The sequence below is a fragment of the Luteimonas granuli genome (genome assembly GCF_007795095.1).
Lineage (GTDB): Bacteria > Pseudomonadota > Gammaproteobacteria > Xanthomonadales > Xanthomonadaceae > Luteimonas > Luteimonas granuli.
Window position 1 is genome coordinate 551,789 of the sequence record NZ_CP042218.1, and the last position, 16,313, is coordinate 568,101.

The window sequence follows — 16,313 nt, forward strand, 5'->3', positions numbered from 1 at the left end:
CGATGGGCGCGCGCGACGCCGACGCCCTGGTCGAACGTGTCGACCGCCTGCTGCCGCAGACCCAGTGCGGCCAGTGCGGGTACGCCGGCTGCCGCCCCTACGCCCAGGCGATGGCCGCCGGCGAAGCCGGCGTCGATCGCTGCCCCCCGGGCGGCGATGCAGGCGCGCGTGCGCTGGCGAAGCTGCTGGGCGTGCCGCCGCGAGCCTACGACCGCAGCCTCGGCGAGCACCATCCATCCGAGGTCGCGCTGGTGGTCGAAGCCGACTGCATCGGCTGCACCAAGTGCATCCAGGCCTGCCCGGTCGACGCGATCGTCGGCGGCAGCAAGCGCATGCACGTGGTGCTGGAACCGCTCTGTACCGGGTGCCGGCTGTGCGTGCCGGCCTGCCCGGTGGACTGCATCGTGATGCTGCCCGCGCCCGGGCCTCAGGGTGCCGTGCAGGCCGAGCAGACGCGCTCCACCTCGTAGCCCCTCGCGCGCAGCTTCTCGACCAGGCCATCCTCGCCCAGCAGATGCATGGCGCCGACGACGACCAGGGTGTCGTCGGTACCATCATCGCGCAGGCGCGCCTCCAGCTCCGGCAGCCAGGCATCGTTGCGCTCGACGTTGATCGCCCGGTACAGGGCCGGGAAGTCGCGCCGCATTTCGGCCACCGTGCCTTCGAGGATGGCCTCGACGTCGCCCGCCCGCCAGGCGGCATGCAGGGCCAGCATCGGTTCCGCGCCCGCCGCGGCCTGGTCCAGGGCCTGCTCGAGCATCTGCATCTGTTCGCCCGCCTCCATGCCGTCGAGGAAGGCGATCTGCTGGGTGCCGGTCTCCAGGCCGGCGGTCGGCTTCTGCGCGGCCTGTGCCAGTCCGCCCATGTGCGCGTCGAGCCCCAGTGCCGGCGTGAAGCCCAGGTCCATCATCTGCGTGATCGTGACCATCATGCCGACGAACCAGGGCTCGAAGCGCTGCAGCAGCTCCACGCTCATGCCGGTGGCGGCCAGCTGCGCGGCGTTGTCCCGTCCCCAGTCCGCGAGCTTGGCCGCGAGTTCCGGGCCCAGCTGCGCATCGAGCGCGCCGCCGTCGGCACGCATGGCGGCCTGTGCCATCTGCAGACCCAGCTGCGGCGAGGCGAGTTCCTCGGGCGCCATTTCGAACACCAGCTTCTCCGCGTCGGCGAAGGCCAGGTCCACGTCGCGCGACAGCGGATAGTCATCGGGCAGAAGCAGGTGGAAGGAGCCGAGCAGGTACAGCGAGTTGTCCTCGTCCGACACCTTCCAGAGCAGGGGCACCGGCGGCTCCTTTTCACCGGCCGTGGCGGCGGAGTGGGCGGCTGCACCGGACCCGGCTTGCATGATCGGTCGCGTCGCCTCGGCCGCGCCACCACCGAAGGCGAAGGTCGTGACGAGGGCGACGGCCAGCAACGGCCAGGCGATGATGCGACGGGCAGCGCTCATGGAAATCCTTTCTGGTGGTCAGGTGCCGGAGGGTTTCGCGTACGCCTTCTCGCCCGCGGTCACCGCCAGGTCCAGGCGGTTCTCGGGCGGCGGCAGCGGGCAGGTGGCGAAGGCGGTGAACGCGCAGGGCGGATTGTAGCTGCGGTTGAAATTGAGCATGACCCGGCCCTGGGCGTCCGGCAGGGGCGCGTCGAGGTAGCGCCCGGCGCCATAGCTGCCGTGGCCGTTGGTGCGGTCGGCGAAGACCAGGAACAGGCCGCCGCTGCCATCGTCCAGAGTCTCGAGCCGGTAGGCGGTGCCGCCGTGGCTGAAGTTCACCGCGCCGGGACTCGGCAGCTGCTCGACGCCGCCGATGATGTTCGCGATCCCGATCGTGCGCCCGGCGGGGTGCGCTTCGAACCGCGCCTCGATCATCCAGCGCGCGTCCGCCGGCCAGTAGTCGATGGTTCCGAAACCTGTGCGAGCGGGCGCGTCGGCGTGTTTGACGCGCAGCGCACGGCGTGCACCGCGCGTGATCAGCGACAGGCGGCCGCGGCCTTCGTCGAAGCGCAGCTCGACCGGTGCGGTGCCCTCGCCGGTCAGCTCGACGCGACCGCTCACCGGCGCTCCCTCGACCGCGACCTCGACTCCCTTCTCCGGCGTGAAGTACACCCGCTCGCGCTCCTGCTGCACCAGGCCGAGCTTCGGGGGACCCACGGCGAGGCGGATGCCGCTGGTGGGCTCGCTGCCGACGTAATGCGCGCGGAGCTCGAGCCAGTGCAGGCCGACCAGGCTGGTCCAGCCGTCCTCGGCCAGCAGGCGCTCGCGCCGTTCGCTGCGCCATTCGGCCTCGACGGTGGTCAGCGCCGGGCTGGTCCGCGGCACGTCGGCGCGATCGGTCTGCGGGGCATCCCCGCCGCAGCCGGCCAGCACGGCCGCCACCAGGAAGCAGGCCGCCACGCGGGCGGTGCGCGCATGGAACCGGATCATCTAGCGCCCCCTCATGAACCAGCGGTCCATGTCCGCCAGCGAAAAGCGCGTCCAGGTCGGACGCCCGTGGTTGCACTGCCCGGAGCGCTCGGTGGCCTCCATGTCGCGGAGCAGCGCGTTCATCTCCGCAATGGTCAACCGCCGGTTCGCGCGCACCGCGCCATGGCAGGCCATCGTCGACAGCAGTTCGTCGCGCGCCGCGCGGACGCGGCGACTCTCGCCGTGTTCGCGCAGGTCGGCGAGCACGTCGCGCAACAGCGCCTCGGTGTCGCCGTGGACGAGCAGGGCAGGCACCCCGCGCAGCAGCAGCGACTGCGGGCCGGTGCGCGAGACCTCGAAGCCGAGCTCCGCGAGCGTTCCCGCCTCGCGTTCGGCGATGTCGGCCTCGCGTTCGCTCACCGCCACGGTCCGGGGCACCAGCAGCGGCTGCACGCGCAGGCCGGCGCCGTCATGCGCGGCTTTCAGCTTCTCGTAGCCGATGCGCTCGTGCGCGGCGTGCATGTCGACCACCACCAGCCCGTCGGCGGCCTCGGCGAGGATGAAGATGCCGTGCAGCTGGGCGACCGCGAAGCCGAGCGGCGGGATGCCGTCCTCGCCGGTCGCGGGCAGGGGGCGTAACCGCCCTGCGCCCCGAACTGCACCGTGGCCGGGGCGAGGGGAGCATCGGGCTGCGATCCGTCGGCACGCGCGCCGTAGAGCAGCGCGTAGGCATCGCGCGCCTCGTCCACGCGCAGCGGAAGTCCGGACTGCTGCCGCCCGTCCACGCTCGCGGCGAGCTCGCGCGACACCTGGGCCTGGGTGCTCACCGCCGCCACCAGCGGCGCGTTGCCGGCACGCGTCCCGGCCAGCGCTTCGTGCAGCGTGCGATACACGAAATCGTGCACCAGGCGCGCGTCGCGGAAGCGCACCTCGTGCTTCGCGGGGTGCACGTTCACGTCCACGCGCGCGGGATCCAGTTCGAGGAACAGCACGTAGGCGGGCTGGCGGCCGTGGAAGAGCACGTCGGCATAGGCCTGCTTCACCGCGTGCGCCACGCTGCGGTCGCGGACCGCACGGCCGTTGACATAGAGGTACTGCTGGTCGGCGCTGGCGCGCGAGTAGGTCGGCTGCGCGATCCAGCCGTGCAGGCGAAGGCCCGGCGAGGCATCGCCCGCGCCGTCGAAGGCGCGTGGCGCCATGGCGTGCTCGACCCGCAGCGCCGCCTGCGCGAAGGCCTCCCCCAGGGTCTCCACCAGCCGCTCCGCGCCCTCATCCAGCGCCAGGCGCTCGCCCTCTCCGCCGCGGTAGCGCCGCGAGGCGCGGCCGTTGTGCGAGACCCGGAGTTCGACGTCGGGCCGCGCCAACGCGAGCGAGCGCAGCCATTCCTCGATATGCCCCAGCTCGGTGCGTTCGGCGCGCAGGAACTTGCGGCGCGCCGGAACGTTGTAGAACAGCTCGCGGACCTCGACCGTCGTGCCCCGCGGATGCGCCTTCGGCACGACCTCGCCGACGCGCCCGCCCTCGACCTGCAGCGCAGCGCCATGGTCCGCGTCCGCGAGGCGCGACGAGATGGCGAAGCGGCTGACCGAAGCGATCGACGGCAGCGCCTCGCCGCGGAAACCCAGCGTGGCCACCACTTCCAGGTCGTCGAGCGAGGCGATCTTGCTGGTGGCGTGTCGTGACACCGCCAGCGGGAGCTGCTCCGGCGCGATGCCGCCGCCGTCGTCGCGCACGCGCACCAGGCGCACGCCGCCTTCCTCCAGGTCGATGTCGACGCGCCGCGCGCCGGCGTCGAGCGCGTTCTCCACCAGTTCCTTGACCACCGACGCGGGGCGCTCGATGACTTCGCCGGCAGCGATCTGGTTGACGAGGGTGTCGGGAAGCTGGCGGATGCTCAAGGAGATCGGGGACGCCGGCGCTGTCGCCCGGCTCGTGGAAGGCCAGCGCCGATGATAAGCGAGCTTCCCGCCTTCAGCGGCTTCCGCCGCCGGCGACGCCTGCGGCGATGCTCCCGCCGGCCGCACCCGATGCCGCCCGCGCCGCGAACAGCGTGCCGGGCGGCGGCTGGCTGGTGAAGTAGGTATTGACCCCGTCGAGCACGGCGCGCGCGACACGGGACTGGAAGGCCGGATCGACCAGCCGCTTCTCTTCTTCCGGATTGGACAGAAAGGCGGTTTCGACCAGCATCGCCGGCATGTCCGACGTGCGCAGCACCGCGAAGTTGGCGCGCTCGATGTGCGGCTTGTGGTTGTTGCCGATGCGCTTGAGGCCCTGGAGGATGTGGTTTCCCGCGTCTTCGGACGCCTTCATCTGTCCGCTCTGGGTGAGGTCGAGCAGGACGTTGGTGAGCATGCTGTCGGTGGCCGCGGCCTTGCCGCCGCCGATCAGGTCGGCCGCGTTCTCCTTGTCCGCAAGCCAGCGCGCGCGCTGTGAGGACGCGCCCTTGAGCGAGAGGACGTACACCGAGGAGCCCTTGGCATTGCGGTTCTCGGCGGCATCGGCGTGGATCGAGATGAACATGTCCGCCCCGGCGGCACGCGCGAGCTGGGCGCGGCGATGGAGCGGAATGAAAACGTCGGCATCGCGCACGAGGTGGGCCCTGAGGCCGGGCGTGGCGTTGACCTGGCGCGCCAGCTCGCGCGCGATCGCGAGGGTGATGTCCTTCTCGCGCTTGCCGGTGGGCCCGACGGCCCCGGGATCCTGGCCGCCATGGCCGGCGTCGATGGCGATCACCAGCGGTCGGGTCGCGCCGCTGGCCGCCGACTGCGCCGCACTGGCCGGCGCGGGCCGCGAGGCGGGTTCACGCTGCACCTGCGGGGGGCGCCAGCGGCGAATGTGGTCGGCACCGCCTGCCGCGGCGACGGATCGCTCGATGGCTGCGGCCGCTGCGGCGATGCCGTGGACGGGGCCTCCGATGCAGTGCCGGCGGCGGAAAGACTTGCGATCAGGCGCGAAGTGGCTTCGGTCGAGGCGCGCGCATCGGGCGGGGTGCCGGCGGCCGCGGCGGCGCCGGACTGGGTCGCCGCGGCGATCCGCGCAATCGGATCCATGGTCTGGGAGGTGGCAGCCGACGCCGACGGCGTTGCGCGCGCAGGGACGCTTTCCGCGGCACCGTGTTCGCCGGGCCACTCCAGCACCAGACGGGTCCCTTCGGCGCCCGCCTCGAAGCGCGGTGCCAGCGCCACCACCGGCAGCGCGAGATCGAAAACCACGCGCGTGGTGCCGGCCGACGGCTGGCCGGTGCGCACCGCCCGGACCACGCCGACGCCCTCGGGTGCGGCCACGCGCGGCGCCAGCCTACTGCCCGGGAAGTCCACCACGAGGCGGGCGGGATCGGACAGCGCGATCACTCGATACTCGACCTCCGCGTCGAGCCCCAGTTCGGCGCGCGTGCCGGTCGGCCCCGCGGTCACCCGCAAGTGATTGATTTCTGAAGCGTTCGCCAGATTCCAGAGCAGCGCGGCCAGCAGGGCCGCGCCGAGCAGGATTTGCTGGAGATGGAGTCCCCGGAGGCGCATGGGCGCAAGTGAAGCATCCACGCGGCGACTTTGCAACCGCTTTTCCCTTAGAAATCCGTGACCTGCCCCGCATTCCTGCCGCTTCGGTTCAGCAAGCCCCTGCAAGCGGCCACTGGCGGACGAAAGCGGCTCGCCACGATTCGCCTGCGTTGCCGCGGAATGCCAGCCCGCAGCGCCGCCCCTCGCCCTCGATCCCCAGATGGACCTCGAGATCCGCCTTCGGCAGGCCACCGCGCCCGCGCTCCGGCCATTCCACCAGCCACAGCCTCGCGTCCGCATCGTCGAGGCCCAGGAATTCGAGTTCGCCGGCGTCGCCGATCCGATAGAGATCCAGGTGCAGGGCCTCGCCGCCGGATGCCAGGGGGTAACGTTCGACCAGGGTGTAGGTCGGGCTGCGCACCGGCCCCGTCACGCCCAGCGCGCGCAGCCAGGCCCGTGCCAGGGTCGATTTGCCGGCACCGAGATCACCGCGGAGATGGACCACGGCGCGCTCGGGCCGGGTCGCAGCCAGCGCTTCGGCAAGGGCGGCGGTGGCGTCCGCGTCGGGGAGGAAGAGGCTGTGCTCGACCGCCGCGCCCGCGCCCCCCGGGCTCCGCTCCCGGCTCACCCGTCCTCTCCGGGCATGCGCAGGGCGGCGATCAGGTCGCTCGGCAGCAGGCCGCGGGCGCCGCCGGCCGCCGCGGCGCGGTCGCCGGCCACCGCATGCTGCAGCGCGCCTGCGGCGGCCGCCTCCGCCGCTGGCAGGCCCTGCGCGCGCAGCGCGGCGACGACGCCGGTGAGCGCATCGCCCATGCCTCCGACCGCCATGCCGGGGTTGCCGGCATCGATGATCCAGACCCGGCCATCCGGCGCCGCCACGACCGTTCCCGCGCCTTTGAGCACCGTCACGCAGCCGTGGCGCGCACACAGTGCGTGGGCCGCCGCGACGCGGTCACGCTCCACCTCGCGCACGGTACAAGCGAGCAAGCGTGCGGCTTCGCCGGGGTGTGGGGTCAGCACGGTATCGGCCGGCAGCACACGGGGAGCGGCGGCGAGCAGGTTCAGCGCATCCGCGTCCAGCACCAGCGCGCGGCCGCCGTCCACGGCCGCGGCCAACATGCCTTCTCCCCAGCCGCCGCGTCCCAGGCCGGGACCGACCGCGCAGACGTCGGCCGCGGCGACCAGGGGCGCGACGTCCGCGGGATCGTCCACCGCGTGCGCCATGGCTTCGGGCGTGCGCGCCAGCAGCGCCGCCACATGTGCTCCGCGCGTGGCGACGCTGACCAGGCCGGCGCCCGCGCGCAGCGCCGCGGCGGCGGCCAGCAGGGCGGCGCCGCCGGTGCCGTGCTCGCCACCCGCCACCAGCACGTGGCCGGCGACACCCTTGTGCGCGGTGCGCGCGCGCCGCGGCAGCAGCCCGGCGAGCGCGGCCGCCGACAGGCGCCAGGCCACGGGTTGCACGCCTTCGGACGCCTGTTCCGGCACGTCCAGCGACGCCGTCTCCAGGCAGCCGACGTGATCGAGCGCAGCGCCCGTGGCCAGCCCGGCGTGGTCACCGAGGAACTGCAGCGTGCGCTCGGCGCGCACCGCGGTGCCGGGCACGTCGCCGCTGGAGGCGTCCACGCCGGACGGCACGTCGAGCGCGAAGACCGCGTCCTCGCACGCTGCCACCGCCGCCAGCAGCGCACCGCCCGCACTTTCGGCACCACCGTCGAAGCCGATGCCGAACAGCGCATCGACGACCAGGTCGCAGGCGGGCAGCACGGGGTCGGCGTCGGCCACGAGGACCCTGCCGCCGGCGGCCACGAAGGCTTCCGACGCCCGCCGCGCCAGCACGCTGCGCGGCTCCTGGCCCGGCGCGTGCAGCACGTGCACCGCCCGCCCCGCCTCGTGCGCGTGCCGGGCCAGCACGTAGCCGTCGCCGCCATTGTTTCCCGGGCCGGCGGCCACCACGATGCGCCGCGCCTCGGGCCAATGTTCAAGCAGGAACCGCCAGGCGGCGGCACCCGCGCGCTGCATCAGGATGAAACCGTCGCCGCCGAGCGCGGCGATCGCCTGCGCCTCCATCCGGCGGATCCCGGCGATGTCGTACAGCGGCGTGGCGGCGTCGGTTCGAGGGGCGTGCATCGGGCGGATTCTATACTTGCGGCGCCATGTCCCAGCCTCCCTCAGCCGTCGCGCCCCTCTCCCGCGCCACGCCTCCACCCGACCCTGCGGCGCTGGCCGCGCGGATCCGCACCCTGGTGCGCGAGGCCGGCTTCCAGCGCTGTGGCATCACCGGCATCGATCTCGGCGAGGACGAAGGCCACCTGCGCGACTGGCTGGCGCGCGGCTTCCACGGATCGATGGACTGGATGGCGCGCCATGGCGACAAACGCTCGCGTCCGCAGGAACTGGTGCCCGGGACGGTCAGCGTGCTTTCGGTGGGCCTGGACTATGGCCGCCGGGACGATGTCGAGGCCTGGGAAACCCTGGCCGACGGCAAACGCGCCTATGTCGCCCGGTATGCGCTGGGCCGCGACTACCACAAGCTGATGCGCAACCGGCTGCAGAAGCTGGCCGACCGCATCGCCGGCGAGGTGGGACCCTTCGGCCACCGCGTGTTCGTGGATTCCGCGCCGGTGCTGGAGCGGGCGCTGGCGCGCAACGCCGGGCTGGGCTGGATCGGCAAGCACACCTGCCTCATCGATCGCGACGGCGGCTCCTGGTTCTTCCTCGGTGAACTCTATCTCGACATCGCCCTGCCGCCCGATCCCCCGGCCACGTCGCATTGCGGAAGCTGCACGCGCTGCATCGACGTCTGCCCGACGCAGGCGATCGTCGGCCCCAACCGGCTCGACGCGCGACGCTGCATCAGCTACCTCACCATCGAGCACGAAGGGTCGATCGACGAAGAGCTGCGGCCGCTCATGGGAAACCGCATCTTCGGCTGCGACGACTGCCAGCTGGTCTGTCCCTGGAACAAGTTCGCGCGCCGCCACGACGAGCCGGACTTCCCGCGCCCGCAACGATCTCGACACCGCGAGCCTGGCCGACCTGTTCGCCTGGGAGGAGGACGAGTTCCTGCGCCGCACCGAAGGGACGGCCCTGCGCCGCAGCGGGCATGCGCGCTGGCTGCGCAACATCGCGGTCGCACTGGGGAACGCGCCGACGACGCCGGAAGTGTTGCAGGCGCTGGTTTCCCGCCGCGGGCACCCCGACCCGGTCATACGCGAACACGTGGCCTGGGCGCTGGCACGGCATGGTGCCCCTTCCGAGGCCTGAGCCTGATCAGCTGCGGGCGCGGATCTCGTCGATCAGCGTACGCGTGACCGGGTCGCCGGCCGCGCCCTCGCCCCGCAGCGACGGAAGCAGCTCGCCCGCGATGCGCTTGCCCAGCTCCACGCCCCACTGGTCGAAGGCGTTGATGCCCCACAGCACCGACTGCGCGTAGACGCTGTGCTCGTACATCGCAAGCAAGGCGCCCAGCGAGTGCGGCGTGAGCGCGTCGAGCAGGAACAGTGTCGACGGACGGTTGCCGGGATGGGCCTTCTGCGGATCTTCCGCGGCGTGGCCGTTGCCCAGCGCCTCGGCCTGCGCCAGCAGGTTGGCGAGCAGGGCGGCGTGGTTGCCGGCGTAGGCATGCGCCGGCCGCACCACCCCGATGAAGTCCGCCGGCACCGTGTCCGTGCCCTGGTGCAGGGCCTGGAAGAAGCTGTGCTGCGCGCAGGTTCCCGCACCGCCCCAGACCACCGGCACCGTCGCCAGGTCCGGCGCGCGAGCGTCGCTGCGCACGGACTTGCCCAGGCTCTCCATCACCAGTTGCTGCAGATAGGCCGGCAGCTGCGCCAGGCGCTGATCGTAGGGCAGCACCGCCTGGGTGGGGAGGCCGAGCGCGTTGCGGTTCCATACCGCCACCAGCGCGTGGCGGACCGGCAGATTGGCCTCGAGCGGCGCCTCGACCGCGTGGACGTCCATCTCCGCCGCCCCGGCCAGCAGCGCCTCGAAGCCCTGCATGCCCACCGCCAGCGCGATCGCGAAGCCCACCGCGGACCAGAGCGAGTAGCGGCCACCGACCCAGTCCCACATCGGCAGCACCCGTTCCGGAGCGACGCCGAACGCCTCCGCCGCCGGCACGTTCGCGCTCACCGCGTACAGTCGCTCCCCGCCGCCCAGCCAGTCGCGTACCAGCGCGCCGTTGAGCAATGTCTCCCAGGTGCCGAAGCTCTTCGACACCAGGATCGCCGCCGTGCGCGCCGGATCCAGCCCGCGCAGCACGTGCTGCACCTCGCTGCCGTCGACGTTGCTGATGAAGTGCAGCCGGAACCGTCCGTCTCCGAAATCCTTCAGCGCATCCACCACCAGCCGCGGTCCCAGGTCGGAGCCGCCGATGCCGACGTTGACGATGTCGCTCACGCCCGATCCACGAAGCGACGCGACGAGCTCCGCCATCCGCGTCCGCGCCGCCAGCGCCTGCGCGTGCGCATCGCGCGCGGCCCTGCCGCGGCCGATGCCCGAGCGCAGCGCCGTATGCAGCGCCGGCCGCCGCTCGGAGCCATTGACGTCCGCGCCGTCCACCAGCGCGCGCAGCGCGGACGCCAGTCCCGCCCGCGCGGCGAGCCCCTCCAGCATGGCGAGCGCGGGAGGATCGATGCGCTGGCGGGCGAAGCTCGCGTAAACGGGCCCCACGCGCAGCGCCATCGCCTGCGCGCGGCCGGGGTCGGCCGCCACCAGGTCGGGGATCCGCGTGCCCGAAAGGCGCGTCGCGTGGTCGAGGAGCTGCCGGGCGAACGCTTCGCCGGCCATGGCCTCAGGCCGCCTGGACCGGGATGGCGTCGTTGGTGTGCGTCATCCGGTTGTCCCGGTCCACGTACACCAGGGTCGGCTTGAACGTGGCCGCTTCGGCCTCGTCGCAGGCGCCGTAGGCGCAGATGATCACGAGGTCGCCGGGTTCGGCCTGGTGCGCGGCGGCGCCGTTCACCGAAATGATGCCGCTGCCCGCTTCGGCGCGGATCGCGTAGGTCGCGAAGCGCTTGCCGTTGTTGATGTTGTAGATCTCGATCCGCTCGTACTCGCGGATCCCCGAGAGATCGAGCAGGCGGCCGTCGATCGCGCAGGAGCCTTCGTAGTGCAGCTCGGCGTGGGTGACCGTGGCGCGGTGGATCTTGGCCTTGAGGAGGGTCAGGAGCATCGTGGGCTGATCGCGGCGGCCGCGGGCGCGGCCTGGGCCGCCCATTCTACAAGACCCCGTGGGGCGGGCCCTCCACCGGCCCTGAACATCCGTCGGTGAGCTTCCGGACCCCGATCCCTGATCAGGCGAACTCGAGGTTGTCGATCAGACGGGTAGCCCCCAGGCGGGCGGCGATCAGGGCGACGCGCCGGGCGTCGTCGGGGGCGGGGTCGGCACCGGTGCCGACGAGTCCCTGCGTGGCACCTGGCGTCGGGGCGGGTTCGACGAGGAGCGGCGTCCGGATGACCGCATAGTCGACCGCGAAGCCCGCGGTCTCCAGCCGCGCGACGGCGGCGGCCTCCGCCTGCCGCCGGTCGCCTCCGGCCTGCACCGCATCGCGCATCGACAGCAGGGTCCGGTGGATCTCGGGCGCCAGCGCGCGCTCGTCCCCCGACAGGTACTGGTTGCGGGAACTGCGCGCCAGGCCATCGGCCTCGCGCACGATGTCCGCGCCCAGCACCTCGATCGGGAATGCCAGGTCGCGCACCATGTGCCGGATCACCGCCAGCTGCTGGTAGTCCTTGCGCCCGAACACGGCCACGTCCGGGCGTACCTGGTTGAACAGCCGCGCCACCACCGTGCACACGCCGTCGAAATGTCCGGGGCGGTGGGCACCGTCCAGGACGTCGGTGATGCCCGGCACCTGCACCCTTACCGCGCGCGTCACGCCCAGCGGATACATGGTTTCAACCGAGGGCATCCAGGCCAGGTCGCAGCCGGCGGCATCGAGTCCGGCGGCGTCGGCTCCCGGCGTCCGCGGATAGCGGTCGAAATCCTCGTCCGGACCGAACTGGGTCGGGTTGACGAACACGCTCGCCACCACCCGGTCCGCGTTCTCGCGCGCCAGCCGCACCAGGCTGTAGTGGCCCTCGTGCAGGTTGCCCATGGTCGGCACGAAGCCCACGCGCAGGCCCGCACGTTTCCACGCGTCGATCCGCGCGCGCAGCGCGGCGAGCACGTGCGCGATCTCGATGCCTGCGCTCATGCGTAGGAGTGTTCTTCACCCGGGAAGCTGCCGTCGCGCACCGCCTCGACGAAGGCGCGCGCCGCGCCCGCGACCGATCCGCCCTCGCCCAGGAAGTCCTTCACGAACTTCGGCCGCCGATGGCCCGAGTCCAGGCCCAGCATGTCGTGCATCACCAGCACCTGGCCGTCGCAGCCGGCGCCGGCGCCGATGCCGATGGTCGGCACCGCGCTGTCGCGGGTGATGGCGGCGGCGAGTGCTGCCGGCACGCCCTCGAGCACGATCAGGGCCGCTCCGGCCTCGGCGACCTCGCGGGCCTCGGCGCGCAGCCGCTCCGCGGCCGCCTGCTCGCGGCCCTGGACCTTGAAGCCGCCGAAGCGCAGCACCGACTGCGGCGTCAGGCCGAGATGCGCGCAGACCGGGATCTCGCGCTCGACCAGGAAACGGATCACCTCCAGCTTCGGGCCGGCGCCCTCCAGCTTCACCATCTGCGCACCCGCCTGCAGGAAGCGCGTCGAGGCGTCGAGGGCGCGCCCGGGCGTGGCGTCGGCCTGGAACGGCAGATCGGCCACCAGCAGCGCACGGGACAGCGCGCGGGCCACGCAGGCCGTGTGATAGGCGATGTCGTCGATGGTGACGGGCAGCGTCGATGAACGCCCCTGCACCACCATGCCCAGCGAGTCGCCGATCAGGATCAGATCGACGCCGGCGGCGTCGAACACGCGCGCGAAGCCGGCGTCGTAGGCGGTCAGCATGGCCAGCCTGCGCCCTTCGACGCGCGCTTCGGCCAGGCCGGGCACGGTCATCGGCCGGCGTTCCTGGTGCTTGCTCATGGGTGTCGCGTCCGTGGTGTGGGGTGGACGACTGCATCTTACGCCGCGCGGCGGCGAAGGGTCTCAGGCGGGGCGGACGCCGGACGCGTCGACTGCCGCGAGCAGCGCGTCCACGCGCCCCTGCCCCGGCACCTCCGCCTCCGGCGCGACCTCGGCCAGCGGCACCAGGACGAAGGCGCGCAGGTGCATCCGCGGGTGCGGCACGACCAGGCCGGGCTCGTCGATGCGGGCGTCGCCGTACAGCAGCAGGTCGAGGTCGAGCGTGCGCGGCCCCCAGCGGCCGTCGTCGTCGGCGCGCTCGCGGCCGTGCTCGCGCTCGATCCGCAGCAGCTCGCCGAGCAGCGCGCGCGGCGCCAGCGTGGTCTCGAGCACCGCGGCGGCGTTGACGAACTCGGGCTGGTCCTCGACCCCCCAGGCGGGCGTGCGATGGAAGCGCGAGGCGCGCAGGACGCGCGTGTCCGACACCGCGTCGAGCGCGGCGAGCGCGCTGCGCAGGGTCATGGCGACGTCGCCGATGTTGCCGCCGAGACCGATGCAGGCCCGGACCGGCGCGCTCATCCGGCCGCCGCGGGTCTGCGCCGGCGCCGGCGCCGCGGCGCGTGCGCCACGTCGTCGCCCTCGCCCGCCGGGCTGTGGGCGATGGCCAGGTCGGGGTCGAGCTGGGCTTCGCGCCAGAATGCGATGTCGTCGGCGTGCTCGTCCGAACCCGCCTGGCGCACCTGCAGGAAGTCGAATGCGGCGCGGAAGCGCGGATGCGCGAGCATGCGCATCACCCGCTTGCGCTGGCGCAGGCCGAAGCGCGACTGCAACAGCCAGATCTCCTGCATCGGCAGCGAGAACCGCCGTGGCACCGCGATGGTCGCGAGCTCGTGCACGGTGACGCGGTCGGCCGCACGGCGCTGGGCCTCGGCCGGCTGCATGTCCTGCGCCTGCAGCGCCATCAGCGTGCGACAGTACGCCGGCCAGAGCAGCAGCGCGAACAGGAAGGCCGGCGACACCGGTTCATCCGCGGCCACCCGCGCGTCGGTACCGCGCAGGCCTTCGACCACGACCGCGCGCAGCGCGCCGCTGCGGTTGGCCTTCATCGCCGCCGCGGCCTCGGGCAGCAGCACCGGCAACAGTCCGTGGCGCTCCAGGCCCTCGAAGCTGGCCACGGCATGGCCGGAAAGGAACAGCTTCAGGGTTTCCTCGAACAGCCGCGCCGGCGCGGCTTCGGACAGCAGCGGCGCCAGGGCGCGGATCGGCACCGCGGTGGCCGGCTCGATGTCGAAGCCGAGCTTGGCGGCCAGGCGGACCGCGCGCAGCATGCGCACGGGATCCTCGCGGTAGCGGGTCTCCGGGTCGCCGATCAGCCGCAGGACCCGGTTCTGCACATCCTCGAAGCCGCCAACGTAATCGCGGACCGAGAAATCCTCGATGGTGTAGTACAGCGCATTGGCGGTGAAGTCGCGGCGCACCGCATCGTCCTCCACCGTGCCGTAGACGTTGTCGCGCAGCAGGCGGCCGCCTTCGTGGGTCTCGCGGTCGCCGCTGCCGTCGTCGACGTTGGCGCGGAAGGTCGCGACTTCGATGATCTCGCGGCCGAAGACCACGTGCGCCAGGCGGAACCTGCGGCCGATCAGCCGGCAGTTGCGGAACAGCGCCCTGACCTCCTCGGGGGTGGCGCTGGTCGCGACGTCGAAGTCCTTGGGGCTGCCGCCGACCAGCAGGTCGCGCACCGCGCCTCCTACCAGGTAGCCCTCGTGCCCGCCTTCGCGCAGGCGATAGAGCACCCGCAGCGCATTGGCGCTGATGTCCTTGCGGGAAATGCTGTGCTGGTCGCGCGGGATCGTCCGCAGGGCCGGGATGGCGGATGGGGTGTCGTTGGGCATCGGGAAGAAAGTACCTGCTCTGGTTGCCCAGCGGCAGCCTGTGGTTGCTATACTAGCAAGCCGCATCGCCACCCAGGCGCCGCGGAGCCGGTCGTCCAGCCGGCGCCATCCCTGCGGGGTGGCAATGCACCACCTGCTCCCTTCGTCTAGAGGCCTAGGACGTGGCCCTCTCAAGGCTAAAACACGGGTTCGAATCCCGTAGGGAGCGCCATTTCCAGGGCCCGCACCGGCAACGGCTGCGGGCCCTCTCCTTTCCGGAGACGGCAACGGCCGCGAGCGGTCCGCCGGGCGCTACAATGGAGCGGTCCAACCGCCCGCATCGCCAGCCATGCCCTTCGTCGTCACCGAGAACTGCATCAAGTGCAAGTACACCGACTGCGTCGAGGTGTGCCCGGTCGACTGTTTCCACGAGGGCCCGAACTTCCTGGTGATCGATCCGGACGAGTGCATCGACTGCACCCTGTGCGAACCGGAGTGCCCGATCGGCGCGATCTATGCCGAGGATGACGTCCCCGCCGGCCAGGAAGGCTTCGTGGCGCTCAACGCCGAGCTCTCGAAGGAGTGGCCGGTGATCACCACGCGCAAGGACCCGCCGGCCGACGCCGCCGAGTGGGAAGGCAAGCCGGACAAGCTCCCGCTGCTGGAGCGCTGAGCGCACAACGCGGGTTTCGCGCCTGCGGATTCCTGGAGCCGCTTCGTTGTGGTCCGCGCGGCCCGTCCCGCGCACAGGGGGCGTGCTCCCCCGACCGTCTCCGCGTCCTGCTCCCACGGCCGGCCGCCGGCCATCCATGGCCGGCTGTCCGCACACCCCCTGTGCGCGGAACGGGCTCCGGCCTTCTGCGGCTTCGGGATGGAAGATCAAGATCAAGAGCGGCCCTTCCCGAAGCCGGTGAGGATCGGGCGTGAGGCGGCTGGCGGGGGGACTCCCCTGCGGCAACCCGCCAGAACGATAAAGGCGCGACCCGTTGCCGGACCGCGCCTCCTGGAAACCGCCTGCGATCCGTTACTGCGACAGGCCCGCGCGCAGCGCCTCGATCACACGCACCGCGTCCGCGCCGGTGGCCGGCAGGCCGCGCGGGTCGACCGCCGAGACATGGGTGCCCGCGTCGACCCGGGTCACGCGGACCAGGAACTTGCTGTCGCCGGCATCGATGTCGTAGGTGCCCAGCAGCTGCGCCTTGCCGACCACGGTCACGCCTTCGGTCGCGGCCAGCAGCGCCTCGATGCGCTCGAAGACCTGGTCCCTGTCCGCGGCCACCGTGAAGCCGCTGCCGGCGCTCTGCTGCGCGGCCGGGGCTGCCATCCCGGAACGCGTCACGCTGGTGGCCCCGGACCGAGGCACCGCCATCGCGGAGCTGGTGTCGGGCAGGTCGAGGTCGGGCGGGACTTCGAGCGGGCGGTCCTGCGGAGCCTGCGCATAGAGTGCGTTGTCCTTGCGGAACCAGCTGCAGCCGGACGTGGCGACCAGGGCCGCGGCGATGGCGACCGCGATGGCCGGGCGGAGCATGGATCGGGAAGGCTGCATTGCTGTCTCCTGGGAAAACGGT

At 72.5% G+C, this 16,313-nt stretch carries 13 protein-coding genes, 1 tRNA gene and 3 pseudogenes; 4 read left to right on the forward strand and 13 right to left on the reverse strand.

Annotated elements, in window-relative coordinates:
• Positions 1–2 precede the first annotated feature (2 nt).
• Positions 3–470: an Rnf electron transport complex subunit RnfB gene (gene rnfB, locus FPZ22_RS02510; RefSeq protein WP_144889948.1), complete on the forward strand. Its 468-nt coding sequence runs from the start codon at positions 3–5 to the stop codon at positions 468–470.
• Here the strand turns inward: rnfB and FPZ22_RS02515 are convergent.
• The 6 genes and pseudogenes from FPZ22_RS02515 to FPZ22_RS02540 all read right to left on the reverse strand — a co-directional run bounded on the left by FPZ22_RS02515 (position 428) and on the right by FPZ22_RS02540 (position 8,016).
• On the reverse strand, positions 428–1,444 hold the full coding sequence (locus FPZ22_RS02515) for a TraB/GumN family protein (protein ID WP_246120887.1): 1,017 nt from the start codon (positions 1,442–1,444) through the stop codon (positions 428–430). The genes rnfB and FPZ22_RS02515 overlap by 43 nt on opposite strands.
• Before the next feature lie 18 nt (positions 1,445–1,462).
• Positions 1,463–2,413 carry a DUF1684 domain-containing protein gene (locus FPZ22_RS02520; protein WP_144889950.1) on the reverse strand — a complete coding sequence of 317 codons (951 nt, stop codon included), beginning with the start codon at positions 2,411–2,413 and terminating at the stop codon, positions 1,463–1,465.
• Positions 2,414–4,290 (reverse strand): annotated as a pseudogene (gene mutL / locus FPZ22_RS02525) (DNA mismatch repair endonuclease MutL).
• A gap of 73 nt (positions 4,291–4,363) precedes the next feature.
• Positions 4,364–5,910 (reverse strand): annotated as a pseudogene (locus FPZ22_RS14210) (N-acetylmuramoyl-L-alanine amidase).
• Positions 5,911–5,998: 88 nt separating this feature from the next.
• Complete coding sequence (gene tsaE, locus FPZ22_RS02535) at positions 5,999–6,517, reverse strand: tRNA (adenosine(37)-N6)-threonylcarbamoyltransferase complex ATPase subunit type 1 TsaE (RefSeq protein ID WP_144889952.1); 519 nt, start codon at positions 6,515–6,517, stop codon at positions 5,999–6,001.
• A complete protein-coding gene (locus tag FPZ22_RS02540; protein ID WP_144889955.1) occupies positions 6,514–8,016 on the reverse strand; it encodes an NAD(P)H-hydrate dehydratase in 1,503 nt (500 codons plus the stop codon). The genes tsaE and FPZ22_RS02540 overlap by 4 nt, the downstream gene beginning before the upstream one ends.
• Before the next feature lie 26 nt (positions 8,017–8,042).
• Here FPZ22_RS02540 and queG point away from each other — a divergent pair.
• Positions 8,043–9,153, forward strand: a pseudogene (gene queG / locus FPZ22_RS02545) (tRNA epoxyqueuosine(34) reductase QueG).
• A 6-nt stretch (positions 9,154–9,159) separates the two neighbouring features.
• Here the strand turns inward: queG and pgi are convergent.
• From pgi to pcnB, 6 genes are all read right to left on the reverse strand, one after another.
• Positions 9,160–10,674: a glucose-6-phosphate isomerase gene (gene pgi, locus FPZ22_RS02550; RefSeq protein WP_144889957.1), complete on the reverse strand. Its 1,515-nt coding sequence runs from the start codon at positions 10,672–10,674 to the stop codon at positions 9,160–9,162.
• A 4-nt stretch (positions 10,675–10,678) separates the two neighbouring features.
• Complete coding sequence (gene panD / locus FPZ22_RS02555; protein ID WP_144889959.1) at positions 10,679–11,059, reverse strand: aspartate 1-decarboxylase; 381 nt, start codon at positions 11,057–11,059, stop codon at positions 10,679–10,681.
• 121 nt (positions 11,060–11,180) lie between these two features.
• On the reverse strand, positions 11,181–12,083 hold the full coding sequence (panC, locus tag FPZ22_RS02560) for a pantoate--beta-alanine ligase (protein WP_144889961.1): 903 nt from the start codon (positions 12,081–12,083) through the stop codon (positions 11,181–11,183).
• Positions 12,080–12,895, reverse strand: coding sequence for a 3-methyl-2-oxobutanoate hydroxymethyltransferase (gene panB, locus FPZ22_RS02565; RefSeq protein ID WP_144889963.1), 816 nt, complete (start codon positions 12,893–12,895; stop codon positions 12,080–12,082). The genes panC and panB overlap by 4 nt, the downstream gene beginning before the upstream one ends.
• Before the next feature lie 63 nt (positions 12,896–12,958).
• The gene (gene folK / locus FPZ22_RS02570) at positions 12,959–13,453 is read right to left on the reverse strand and encodes a 2-amino-4-hydroxy-6-hydroxymethyldihydropteridine diphosphokinase (RefSeq protein ID WP_144889965.1); all 495 of its coding nucleotides are present in this window, start codon (positions 13,451–13,453) and stop codon (positions 12,959–12,961) included.
• Positions 13,450–14,766 (reverse strand): polynucleotide adenylyltransferase PcnB, encoded by a 1,317-nt coding sequence (pcnB, locus tag FPZ22_RS02575; protein ID WP_144889967.1) that lies wholly within the window; start codon positions 14,764–14,766, stop codon positions 13,450–13,452. Before pcnB ends, folK begins: the two co-directional genes overlap by 4 nt.
• Positions 14,767–14,901: 135 nt before the next feature.
• On the opposite strand from pcnB, the gene FPZ22_RS02580 reads away from it, so the two are divergent.
• Positions 14,902–14,977, forward strand: a tRNA-Glu gene (locus FPZ22_RS02580).
• A gap of 117 nt (positions 14,978–15,094) precedes the next feature.
• Positions 15,095–15,418 (forward strand): ferredoxin FdxA, encoded by a 324-nt coding sequence (fdxA, locus tag FPZ22_RS02585; RefSeq protein WP_144889970.1) that lies wholly within the window; start codon positions 15,095–15,097, stop codon positions 15,416–15,418.
• A 351-nt stretch (positions 15,419–15,769) separates the two neighbouring features.
• Here the strand turns inward: fdxA and FPZ22_RS02590 are convergent, their stop codons facing one another.
• Complete coding sequence (locus FPZ22_RS02590) at positions 15,770–16,291, reverse strand: hypothetical protein (protein ID WP_168198906.1); 522 nt, start codon at positions 16,289–16,291, stop codon at positions 15,770–15,772.
• Positions 16,292–16,313 lie beyond the last annotated feature (22 nt).